Genomic DNA, 12948 nt, shown 5'->3' with positions numbered 1-12948 from the left:
TGGAGGAATTTTGAATGCAAACTGTTAAATTAAACAATGGAGTAGAGATACCAATTTTAGGATTTGGGACATTTCAAATTACTGATCCTATGCAAGCGGAAGCTTCGGTAAAAGAAGCTATCAAGGCTGGCTACCGTCATATCGATACCGCGCAAAGCTATATGAATGAAGAAGCTGTAGGACGTGGAATTGCTAGTTCTGGCGTTTCGCGTGAAGAACTATTTATCACTACAAAAATATGGGTAGAAAATGTCAGCTATGATGGTGTCAAGTCATCATTTGAGCGTTCTTTGAATCGTTTAGCCTTAGACTATGTTGATTTATTATTGATTCACCAACCGTATAATGATGTTTATGGCGCCTGGCGTGCAATGGAAGAACTTCAGGAGACAGGAAAAGTTCGTGCGATTGGTATTTCAAATTTTGCGGTAGATAGAGCTGTTGATTTAGCTGAATTTAACAAAGTAACTCCGCAAGTCAACCAAATTGAAATCAATCCTTTTCAGCAGCAAGTGAAAAATATTGATGCGTTAAAAGCAGAAGGCATCATGCCTGAAGCATGGGCGCCATTTGCTGAGGGGAAAAACGACATTTTCAATAATCCTATTTTAGTTAAAATTGGTGAAAAATACGACAAATCAGTTGCACAAGTAATCACTCGCTGGTTAGTCGAACAAGATATTATTGTTTTAGCAAAATCGGTGAAACCAGAGCGAATGGTAGAAAATATTAATGTATTTGATTTTGAATTAACTGAGGAAGACAAGAAAGATATCGCGACATTAAACGAAGGAGAAAGCCAATTTTTCTCTCATGCTGATCCTGAAATGATTCGCTGGATGGCAAGCCGAAAAATCAATGTTTAATATTCTTTACATTATTGGCCATCACAAATAACTAAAAAAAGAACCCATTTTGATTAATCTTTTTTTTCAAAATGAGTTCTTTTTGATTACAATAAATGCCATTTTGCATGAAGTTTTTAATTAAACTTTATTCCTAGGCAGGGGAGAAAGGAAGTATTTTATGCATTAAAATAAGCAAGCATTCGTTGGATCAATTTATAATTCGTCTGATTTCGATCGTAGATAGCACCAAAAGATAAGGAAAAATTAAATGGATATCCGATTAACGGTATAGCCTTAATTCTGCCACTATCAATATATGGATCGTCTTCAATCATCATTTTGGAGACAATACTAACGCCTAGACCAGCTGCTACGGATTTTTTTATTACTTCCGGGTTATAAGAATGAAATATAGTGGATATTTGACTGTATCTTTCTTCAAATTCCTTCATTAAGTTTCTATAATAATGTTCTCCATATAAAATAAAGGATTCACTTAGTACATCTTGCAATTGAATCTCAGAGTGTATCGCAAGAACTGATTTTGCTGAAACAAGAAGATAAAAATTACTTTGAAGTTTTAATGGATGAAAAATCAGCTGATTGTCTAACGATTGTGATTCGTTTGTTAATGTGATAAATCCAACATCTGCTTTTTTTTGCATGATCGCTTTAATCACATTATGATTTTCCATTTCTGAAATCGAGTAATGTACAAGTGGAAAATCTTTTTTGAAACTTACCAATGCATCTGGTAACAGGGTCATAAAAATGCTTGGAATAGTAGCGATTTCAACTTTTCCTGAAAAGGTTGCATTTTTGGATTGAATCTCCATTTTAAGTTGATTAGATTTTTGCAAAATATCCATTAACTTTGGAATAATCCACAGACCATCTTCGGTAGGTAATGTACCATTTCGAGAACGTTGAAATAATTGAATACCTAGTTCCTTTTCAAGCATCGAAATGGACTGACTAATTGCTGATTGGGTGACATGCAATTGTTGTGATGCAATCGACATTGATTTATTCTCGACAATTGCTTTAACATACTCAAACTGTTCAAAATTCATTGGGGTCCTCCCATTAGTAAAACTAATACAAAACATCATTAAAGTTAATTATACATTAAATTAAATTAACTTTATAATAAATATCGTTATATTTTTAAATAGAAAGTGGGGAGGCAGAATTGGGTCGACCAAAAATTTGGACAAAAAATTTCTTATATCTTTGCGGTAGTAATTTTTTAATTGGTTTGATGTTTTATATGCTGGCGACAGTTTTTCCTTTATATGTGCAATCAGGAATGAATGGTAACCAACAACAAATGGGTTTAGTTATTACGATATATGTAATTGGTAGTGTAATAGCACGTATTTTTTCAGGTTTATGGGTGGACCGCTTTGGAAATAAGAAAATAAGTATAATAGGATTTACTATATTTTTTATTGCTACGATATCCTATTTTGGTGTAATAAATGGGATCATTTTATTTTTATTTGTCCGTTTTATTCACGGAATGAGTTATGCAGTTGCTTCAACAGCAACAAACACAGCAGTAGTTTCTGTCTTACCACGTTCTCGTCAAGGTGAAGGAATTGGTTACTTTAGTATGTTTCTTAGTTTAGCCATGGTTGTTGGGCCATCAATTGGTCTACTTTTATGGGAAAGTGAAAATATTTATTTGCTATTAATTGTAGTTTCTATTCTTTCTGCAATCGCATTACTTTTAGTAACACGTGTCAAACTACCAGAAATGGTAAAACCAGTACCAACCGAAAAGAAAAAATTAAAATGGAATGATATTATAGAAATCAAAGCGTTGCCAATTTCTCTCGTGTCCTTTTTCTTATTTTTCTCCTATAGTTCATTATCAGGCTTTTTAGCATCTTATACGAAGGAAATTCATCAATCTTCTATAACTGGTTTGTTTTTTATTGTCTTTGCCTTAATGATTGTTGTATTTCGCCCAGTAGTTGCTAAATTATTTGATCGCTTTAAGGAACATTATATATTTTATCCATCGATCATCGTTTTTACGATAGGTATGTTTTTGTTAAGTCAGGCTCATTCAGTAACGATTATTTTAATTGCAGGCACTCTTATGGGGCTTAGCTACGGTATTCTGTTCCCTTGCTTCCAAGGTCTTGCAATCAAACAATCGCCTGCTGTTAGAAGTGGGGCTGCTACTGCTACTTTCTTTTTACTAAATGATCTTGGATATGGTTTAGGCTCTTATTTCATGGGGTTCACAGCATCTATTAGCAGTTATCGAATAATGTATGTCTTTGCGGCTGTTATTTCATTAGTTTCATTAGTTATTTATTTGTTTTTATATCACTTCCCAGATAAAAAACATCAATCGGTTCAAACAGAAATTTAAAACAGTAATTTCGCGTCATTGGAGCTCGCAATTACAGGTGGGGAAGTTTGGTATCAAGAAGGAAGCTTGCCCAACGACTAAAGACTAGGACGTTGTAAATATCCCTCCAAATATAAAGAACTAGCATGGTGCAGTAGGTTTGTAACTGGAGAAACAGAATGGCTAGAACCTTTATTTGATGAAAGGCACATAAATAATCACACAATAACGTATAGAATTTTTTATTTCGATACGTTTTTATGTTGATGTTTAATTTAGGTAGTGTAATAAGGTAACAAAACTTTTTGATCTGGTGACAAGAGTTCTTGGCCATATACAGATATTATAGGTAATTGACAAGCCTTCCTCCTGGCCAAATAATTTTAGTTTACATAATATAAATACCTTGCTCACACCTTTCTACTTATTGGATGCTTCCAATAATTTATAAAGCTTTAGCTGAAAGATCTTCAATTTTCCACAATCGGACGCATTTCTTTAGTAAAGAATGAGACTTGTTTAACAAAAGTATTTAAGCTAATGGGCAGGATTGTGAAATATGTTCTTCTTTATAAAAACAAGAAAACCAATATTAGTGTGTAAAGAATGGAAATTCATGATGGGGGAATACTGTAGTTCTCTGTTGCAAATACAATTCAAAATAAAACCATAGTAATACGGAGGTAAAAAATGAATGTCCTTGATTGTATCATTATAGGTGGAGGTCCTTCTGGCTTAAGTGCTAGCTTAACATTAGGAAGGGCCAGGAGAAACATTGCATTATTTGATGATGGAACAAATAGGAATAAAGTGACACAATCGTCACATGGATTTATTACTCGAGATGGGATAAAACCACAAGCATTTAAAGAACTCGCGTTAAAAGAGGTGGAGAATTACCCGTCCGTATCTTATTTTACTGCAACAGTTACTGAAATTATTAAGGATATAGGTAATGAGCGATTTACTGTCAAAACATCTACTAGTCAGGAATTTGTTTCAGAAAAAATAATACTCGCCACTGGTATTCAAGAAATATTTACGATACCAAGTATCAAAAAGTTTTATGGAAAAAGTCTTTTTAGTTGTCCGTATTGTGATGGCTGGGAGCAAAAAGATAAACCATTAGTGGTTATTGCAGAAAAAGAAGAGCATGTACTGCATCTGACTAAGTTAATTTATAATTGGTCGCAAGATTTAGTTGTCTTAACGAATGGCGTTCAATTATCTAATGAAGGTAAAATGGAGTTACAAATACACAATATCAAAATTATATCGGAAAAAATAAAAGACTTAATAGGTAATGACGGTTACTTACAAAAAATAGAGTTTGAATCAGGAGCAACAATTATAAGATCGGGTGGATTTGTTGCCCCATCTTATTATCGTCCAAATCAATTTGCTGAGAAGCTTGGCTGTGAAATTCATGAAAATGGAAAAGTTATAACAGATGGTGTTGGTAGAACATCCCAGAAAAATGTATATATTGCAGGAGAAACCGAAAGATCTAAACCATCCTCTTTAATGATTTCAGCTGCTAAAGGTAATAAAGCTGCCGTTTCAGTAAATACTGATCTATCGATGGAACGCTTCTGATTCGTCATAAGCCCTTTTGCTTCAACTAAATAGGTACTTAGCTAATATAATTACACATCAGCGCCAATGTGTTGCCACATATACTTCAAACATTGTGTTAAAGTTACTATAAGAAATTAAGAAGAACGGATTTTGATTTTAGAATTCGTTTTTTCTTTACTTTCTTCAAATTTAAAGGCAATCCTGAACCATCGTACAGAGAGCAAGAATTTGGATTTAAATTGCTCAAACAAAATCTTGGAATTAATCAATTATAATCCTTTAACTATTAAAATGAATCTGAAGTTCGGTTAATTTTAAATATAGTAAGTGTAGTTTTTGCTACGTATAAAAAAAGTAATTTGATTATTTTTGATACATCATTTAACCATTAAGTAGAGTATAAGCCATCGAGAGAGTGATTCTCGATGGCTTTTGTTTAAAGTCCTAAATTTGTTTATAGATGAAAATTTTTTAAAAAACTCCAATTAATATTTATGGTGGATAATATCTCTTGTCTGATTAAATTGAAGTGCTGTAAATTTGAATCTACAGTACTTATTTAATTAGCACGTCTTTGAAGTTCAAGTGAGAGAACGCTTGAACAGCGCTTTGGTAAACCTCAAGTGAAAGTAAAACATACACAAACGACGAAAAGAATATGAAATTGAAGTAATTTTAGAAATTGCATAAATATTTATACAGTTTCCTCTTTACTTTTAAATAATTATTTTGTAAGATAAAGCCAACTTCAAAAGTGGCCAGACCACTTTTGGATTCATTCAGTAAGAGACGCCATCATCTGAAGATGGTGGATTTTGTTTCTTTTTAGTAGGTATCCAAACACCTACTGAATGAAGATAAAGCCTTTGGATGCATTGTTTATCTGCGCGAAAGGAAAGCGACAGTAATAATTATTTCAAGGCGAATAGATTGACCGAGGAGTTGATCGTATGGATAAAAAAACCGAACAAAAGAAAGTGTTTTTAGATATCGTCCAACAATTACGACAACTTATTAAAATAGAAAAAATACAGGCTCGTGGCTGGTGAAAAGTCACCTTCCGAAAGAGTCCTTTCAGAACGTCTAGGTGTCGGGCGATCCTCTGAGAGAGAGGCATTGCGAAGTTTAGAGTTATTAGGTCTTATTGAAACGAGACATGGGGAAGGTACGTTTCTAGCTTCTACAAAAGCATCAGCTCGTAGAAATATTGTAGATGTTTATATTAGAAGATGAAAAATCAAAAAGGATGTTCAATTAACGCGACAAATTCATGGAAAGGAAGCCATTCGCGTTATAATTTTGTACAGAGCCTCTGCGAACACTACCAGTGTGGGGTAGTTTTTTTGTAAAGCTAGAGATAGAAAGTACGATTAATTGTCGGGATGTTTTACGAGAAATAATCATCACGTCAGGAAATCTTCTTTCACTAAAAGTCTGGTATCAGTTAGCAGTTTATGCCGGTGACCGTTTAAATCGAAACTCAACAAGAAGAAAAATTAATCATTCAAACTATGTTGAAATCGATACAGTTTGGCTATGAAAAAGAAGCAATAAAAGCTTACCAACAGTGGATGAATGCTGAACAAGGCATTTAGACAACAAAGGGGGAGTAAAACATGGTAATACGTAGCTTATTTAGTAAAAAGAAAGAGGACGGACAGGAAAAGAGATTTCCAGAAGGACTTATGACAAAATGTCCAGAATGCCGTCACATTCAGTTAACAAAGGAATTAGAAAAAAATCATAAAGTGTGTACAAAATGCGACCATCATTTCAAAATGACTGCACAGGAGCGCGTAGCATATCTCTTAGATGAAGGTTCATTTGTTTCAATGGATGATCATTTACAAACAAGTAATCCACTTAATTTCCCTGATTATGTAGAAAAAATTTCAGTGGCTAAACAACAAACGGGATTAAGCGAAGCTGTACTGACTGGGTTAGGTACTCTTGATGGAGAAGAAATTGTTGTAGCCATTATGGATTCTCATTTCCGTATGGGCTCAATGGGCTCCGTTGTAGGAGAAAAAATCACACGTGCCGTTGAAAAAGCTATTGAATTACGTGTACCAATTATTATTTTTACTGCTAGTGGTGGAGCGCGCATGCAAGAAGGTATTCTATCATTAATGCAAATGGTAAAAACGAGTGTGGCATTAAAACGTCATAGTGAAGAAGGACTATTATTTATTTCGATTATGACGCATCCCACATACGGTGGCGTTTCAGCAAGCTTTGCCTCTGTTGGAGATATTAATATTGCAGAACCGCAAGCATTGATTGGCTTTGCTGGTCGCCGTGTCATTGAAGAAACATTAAGAGAAAAATTACCAAATGATTTCCAAAAGTCAGAGTTTTTACTAGCGCATGGTCAGCTTGATGCAGTTTTCCATCGGAAGGATTTACGAAACCAAGTAGCAATGCTTGTAAAAATGCATACAAAAGGCGGTGTGCAACATGTCTAAAAATTTCGCTTTTGAAGAACCAGTAGTACAATTACGAGAAAAAATTGATGAATTAAAAACGATTGCTACCGAGGCAGATGTAGATATGACAAGAGAAATCGAAAAGCTTGAAACACGTCTAACACAGCTAGAACAATCTATTTATGACAATATGAAGCCATGGGATCGTGTACAGGTTGCTAGACATCCAGAACGACCAACTACTTTACAATATATAGAAGCTATATGTGAAAACTTTATTGAGTTACATGGAGATCGTACATTTGGTGATGATGCAGCTATTCTTGGAGGAATTGCTCTCTTTGAAGAACAGCCCGTAACAATTGTTGGACATCAACGAGGAAAATCAACGAAAGAAAATATTCGACGAAATTTTGGTATGCCACACCCTGAAGGATATCGTAAGGCATTACGTTTAATGAAGCAAGCTGAGAAATTTAAGCGTCCAATTATTTGTTTTATTGATACAAAAGGAGCCTATCCGGGTAAGGCAGCCGAGGAACGCGGCCCAAGTGAAGCCATTGCTAGAACTCTCTCTGAAATGGCGATTCTAACAGTACCAGTTATTAGTATTGTTATTGGTGAAGGCGGAAGTGGGGGTGCCATTGCATTAGGGGTAGCTAATCGCGTCTTTATGTTAGAGAACTCAACGTATTCGGTTATCTCGCCTGAAGGAGCTGCATCGATCTTATGGCGAGATGGTAGCCTAGGGAAGCAAGCTGCAGAAGCAATGCGTATAACAGCACCTGACTTAAAAGAGCTCGACGTTATTGATGGAATAATCCCTGAAATAACTGGTGGAGCACACCGCAATGTTGCGAAGCAAGCATCTTATATAAAAGAATGTATAAGCGTCACACTAAAAGCATTGAATTCTCTAAATGGCGACCAATTAATTAAAGATCGCTATGAGAAATTCAGAAAGATTGGACAATATACAGAAGTTTAAATTCATTTTAGGTTATTGGACATATGATGGAAGAAAAAAGAGTTGTAATATAGTTTGCTAAAAATAATTTCGCATTTAAATAAAACCCATTCATTTTGATCAAACTTCCAACCGTAAAAAGCCTTTTATAGTTAATGCAGTACGGAAGTCTATTTTGAATCGGGATATGCGGAAAAAATAAGAAGACACCAAAATCTAAACTTATTTGATATTAAGTAAAGTTTAGACTTTGGTGTCTTTAAAGTTTAAACTTTGATGTAAAAGGACATTTATCAGGCATATTTATTTAATACTATATACATTTTTTATTCACCTTATATTACCGTAAAACAGAGGCGACTTCATACTAAGTATAAAAATGTCGAAATGAATAGAGTGTACACTTTGTGTCCCAAACTGAGACATCTTTATGTCCTTATACATGAATATATCCAAGCCCTCTTCCTCGCTAAATAATTTTAGTTTACATAATATAAATACTTTGGACTCAATTTTAAGATTATTGGAAGTACTTATAACTCTAACGTTCAAAAGAGGATTATTCGTTCAAAATATTCTAATTATCGTTTAATATAGAATTATCCAACTTTCAATAAATTTATTCTAGATAAGGATAATAGAATTTAGAATGCGTTTGTTCTGCTAGTTAGGCAACTGAAGAAATAGTAAATATAAGGATAGAAACAGAGAAGAGTGAAAATACATTATTTTATAAAAAATTATTAGAAGAAAAATGTCACAACAATAAGTAATCGTAGTTATTCTTTCAGTTTAGGAGAGTAGAAATGAAAATCATTGAGAAGAACAATGTACTTGAAATACTTGATTATTGGAAGACAATAGAACTTATAAATCAAGTAGATATTCCAAAGGAGAGCGATGACAATAAGAAAGTAATAAGAAAGATTAGAAGTGGTGAGCTGATTGATAATAGTCTGGACAAAATTTCAATATTTACCAAACTAAAAGAGCCTTCAATTAATCTTTCTAATAAATTAAAAGACAACAAAGAGAAATTCTCTCAATTTCCTTGTGAGGGAACAGATTTGTCATTCCTTTTCGGTAGAATTAAAAGAAATGACTTGGTTGATTATCTAACTAAATTTGTGAAAAATCATGACGAACAGCCAGACATAGCCTACCCAAAAAGCAGCGAGATTGCTTGGTTTTCATTTAAAACTGTTTCAGATGGTATTTATCAGAAGAATTCATTCCAGCTATCTCCACTTTTGTGGGCTATTTCTGTATGGAATAAAAAAGTTAATGGATTTTCTTTAAATTCGATTGATTATGATAATGAGAACAAAAAGTATGACAGTTGGCTTGAGGAAGCAGAGGATTTATTTGCTGTATTGCCGTCTGTGTTTTCAGATATTTATAGTACTTATGTGAAGACTATAAAGGCGGAACTTCCTGCAGATTACATAGGACACTTTATCTATGACAGGTACAAGAATGATGAGGTAAAGGATAAAGAAGAAAATTCAGAAGATTATGCAAGTTTAGGTAAGAGCTTTTTTTTGGCTGATATCGTTTTGCTCATAGATGTAATCAAATCGGGAAAATTTGGAGAGGGTTCTGATTATGAGCGTAAAGTGATAGATTATATTTTGTCTGCACACAATAAAGCTGTAGGAATTATTCGAGAGAATAGTATATCTATTTCACCAGAGGAAGAGCGTCAGAAGATGTTGGATTTCTTTCAAAATACACTTAATATCAAAAATACTCCACTAGGAAAATGGCCTGCTAAATTCATGCCTGCTCTTATGCAACAAGTGGCAGTAAATCTTGCGATAGATGAAAATACAAGCACGGAAGTATTTTCTGTTAATGGTCCTCCTGGCACTGGAAAAACAACACTTCTTAAAGAAATTGTATCTAGTAATATAGTAAAAAGAGCTGAGCTTTTAGCTGAAGTCGCACATTCAGATCCGGACGATGCTTATGAGAGGTGTTCATTTACTCAAGGACCGTTGGATAATAAGGGATATTTTAAGTATGCACCATCTTATTTTAAGCTGAAGAATGATAAAATCAATCAATATGGAATGTTAGTAGCATCATGTAATAATTCGGCTGTCGAAAATATCACTGCAGATCTTCCTAAAAGTGATGACATTCTCAAGAGTCTTGAACCTTCAAAAGATGATGAAGAATCAGTGGCGTCGGGATTGAATGAAGTTCATAATTTGTTTAACGTCGAAAAATCAGAAGATATTGAACAAATAAAAATATCCAGTGAAAAAAAAGAAGTGCGTGATATTTATTTCACACGCTATGCTAATAACCTTTTAAATCGAAAAGACTGTTGGGGTCTTATATCTGCTCCGTTTGGGAAACGAGCTAATATTAACAAGTATTGTATATCTGTACTTAAAAAGTTTATTAACGATTATAAGCTTAACAATGTGCGTGAGGAACATCGAAAGAAATATGTAGAGCAAAGAGATTGCTTTCTTACACAACTTAAGATTGTGAAAGAACTTGAGAAAGAGTTGGAAATCCTGTGCGACTATGCAAAGTATTTGCCATTGACTAATGAGAATATTACTGATGCTGATATTGTTAGAAAAATAAAAGAAAATTATGCATATATAATGAAACTTGAGGAATCTAGACCCAGGGGATTATTCGGAAGATTGAAGAAAGATATTACACGAGACAATTTGATATCGGCGAAAAAGGTTGAAATTGAAGATTTGAAAAAACAAAAAGACCGGCTTTCAAAAATTACTACCTATTATAATCTTTTAAGCAAATATAGCGATGGTGCTGAGAAACTTACTCCTATTGATTCATCTTTTATCGACAGGTACGTATCGCATGATGAGATCGAGTCAACCCAGGCACAGGTTACAAATCCTTGGTTTACAGAGCGTTACAATAGGGAGCGTGAAAAGTTGTTCTTGTATGCTTGTAAACTACATAAGGAATTTGTAATTTCCTCTAAAGCCTTTAGGCAGAATATAATCAATCTTTTGATTGCATGGGATATGTATGAAGATTGTGATGTGCGCATGAGTGAGAAAGACAGAATAGATGCTTTCCCAGCATTGATTCAAAATGTATTTCTCATTACCCCGGTTATATCAACTACATTTGCATCTGCACAGACTTTCTTACGTGATATAAAGCTTCCCGGTACACTTGGAACGCTTATTGTGGATGAAGCAGGGCAGGCACAACCTCAGATGGCGGTTGGAGCTTTGATGCGATGCCGTCGAGCAATAATTGTTGGGGATCCTAAGCAAATAGAGCCGGTTGTGACGGAAGAAACAGACATGCTTAAAAGTCTTATTACATCTGATTTACTTACACCATATAAGGATAAGAAAATATCTGTACAAGGATTTGCTGATTATATTAATAGCTATGGAACTTTTCTCGGAAAAGATGAAGAAAAAGAGTGGGTTGGATGTCCCCTTACTGTCCATAGGCGTTGTATAGACCCGATGTATAGTATATCAAATTGTATTTCTTATGACGGTACTATGAAACAGCAAACAGCGGCACCAAAGGAAAAAGTTGTGAAAACCTTTATCTTGGATAAGTCATATTGGATAAATGTAAAAGGTGAGGAACAGTCCGGGAATAAGAATCATTATGTACCGTCACAAGGTCAGATTGTTCTAAAGCTTCTTGAAGAAAAATTCAAGAAAGACAGTAGTGATATTCCGAAAATATTTATTATAACACCATTCACATCCGTGAAAGACGGAATGAGTGACAAATTACGCAAATCTGATTTCTATAAACGTGATCCACGTGTAAAGAAATGGTTAAAAGATAAAAATATTGGAACTGTTCATACATTCCAAGGACAAGGAACAGATGAGGTTATATTCTTACTTGGTTGTGATAAATCATCTGTAAAGGCAGCAAACTGGGTAAATAAAAATATTGTGAATGTGGCAGCGACAAGAGCTAAATATCGTATTTATATTATAGGAGACAGGGAAGTATGGAGTTGTAAGCCTGTGAAAGTTGCACGTGATAAAGTTAATAATGATATATCATCGGATAATTTGATAACAATGCTATCAGGTTGCAAAAATACAGAGTCAATTCTGGGACCTACAATTCAAACTATTGAAGTCAAAAAAGTGGAATATACAATACAGGAAATGAAGAACGAGGTAGCGACTTTATCAGGAAACATATCAAAGGGCTGTCCGAAATGTGGCAAACCGCTTGTAGAAAAGAATGGTAGGTATGGAGTTTTTTATGGGTGTAAAGGTTTTCCTGAGTGCAGGTATAGTGAAAATATTAAGAAATAAACATACCCATTAAGACTTCTCGACATGTGGTTAAATATAGACCTATATTGAGGAATTAAAACAACATTTTAGTAAGATACACGATAAGGCGATATTCAATAAAGAAGCTCGATTATTTAGCAACACCATTACTAGATAAACAAACTTTTTAAAAACGAAACTAATAGCTGCTGATAAAGAATCCATTTTGATCAATCTTTTTTTCAAAATGGATTCTTTATATTATTAAATGCTAGTTTGTGGGATTTTTTTGATCAAACTTTATTTCAAAACAACATTTTGTTAACTGGTGATAATGATGGTGCTGCTAAAATAATAGCTGCTGAAGCAAATGTTGGTCGTTATTTTGCAAATCTATTCAGAAGCTCCAAAATGTAGGTTACACAGTTGCAATGGTAGGAGACCGTATAAAAAGATCACGATAAAAAGGTCAAGAAGAGTTGTAAATCTTATTCATAACTAG

General features: G+C 34.1%; 7 protein-coding genes and 1 pseudogene. 7 read left to right on the top strand and 1 reads right to left on the bottom strand.

All coding sequences use genetic code 11. The features are described 5' to 3' along the window. The first annotated feature begins 14 nt into the window (after positions 1 to 14). A complete protein-coding gene (locus ACIQXW_RS07050) occupies positions 15 to 866 on the top strand; it encodes an aldo/keto reductase (protein WP_402760714.1) in 852 nt (283 codons plus the stop codon). A 158-nt stretch (positions 867 to 1024) separates the two neighbouring features. Here the strand turns inward: ACIQXW_RS07050 and ACIQXW_RS07045 are convergent, their stop codons facing one another. Then, positions 1025 to 1921: a LysR family transcriptional regulator gene (locus tag ACIQXW_RS07045; RefSeq protein ID WP_402760712.1), complete on the bottom strand. Its 897-nt coding sequence runs from the start codon at positions 1919 to 1921 to the stop codon at positions 1025 to 1027. Positions 1922 to 2040: 119 nt separating this feature from the next. On the opposite strand from ACIQXW_RS07045, the gene ACIQXW_RS07040 reads away from it, so the two are divergent. The 6 genes and pseudogenes from ACIQXW_RS07040 to ACIQXW_RS07015 all read left to right on the top strand — a co-directional run bounded on the left by ACIQXW_RS07040 (position 2041) and on the right by ACIQXW_RS07015 (position 12485). Further along, positions 2041 to 3234: an MFS transporter gene (locus ACIQXW_RS07040; RefSeq protein ID WP_402760710.1), complete on the top strand. Its 1194-nt coding sequence runs from the start codon at positions 2041 to 2043 to the stop codon at positions 3232 to 3234. 669 nt (positions 3235 to 3903) lie between these two features. Beyond that, positions 3904 to 4809: an NAD(P)/FAD-dependent oxidoreductase gene (locus ACIQXW_RS07035; protein ID WP_402760709.1), complete on the top strand. Its 906-nt coding sequence runs from the start codon at positions 3904 to 3906 to the stop codon at positions 4807 to 4809. Between the two features lie 932 nt (positions 4810 to 5741). Continuing rightward, positions 5742 to 6386, top strand: a pseudogene (locus tag ACIQXW_RS07030) (FadR/GntR family transcriptional regulator). A gap of 21 nt (positions 6387 to 6407) precedes the next feature. Further along, on the top strand, positions 6408 to 7256 hold the full coding sequence (gene accD, locus ACIQXW_RS07025; protein ID WP_402760707.1) for an acetyl-CoA carboxylase, carboxyltransferase subunit beta: 849 nt from the start codon (positions 6408 to 6410) through the stop codon (positions 7254 to 7256). Continuing rightward, on the top strand, positions 7249 to 8205 hold the full coding sequence (locus ACIQXW_RS07020) for an acetyl-CoA carboxylase carboxyltransferase subunit alpha (RefSeq protein ID WP_402760705.1): 957 nt from the start codon (positions 7249 to 7251) through the stop codon (positions 8203 to 8205). The genes accD and ACIQXW_RS07020 overlap by 8 nt, the downstream gene beginning before the upstream one ends. Before the next feature lie 785 nt (positions 8206 to 8990). Beyond that, a complete protein-coding gene (locus ACIQXW_RS07015) occupies positions 8991 to 12485 on the top strand; it encodes an AAA domain-containing protein (protein ID WP_402760703.1) in 3495 nt (1164 codons plus the stop codon). Positions 12486 to 12948 lie beyond the last annotated feature (463 nt).

The organism is Lysinibacillus sp. NPDC097162, assembly GCF_044762185.1.
Classification (GTDB): Bacteria; Bacillota; Bacilli; order Bacillales_A; family Planococcaceae; genus Lysinibacillus.
The sequence above is the reverse complement of the archived record's forward strand: the minus strand, read 5'-3'. Positions and strand labels throughout refer to the sequence as shown.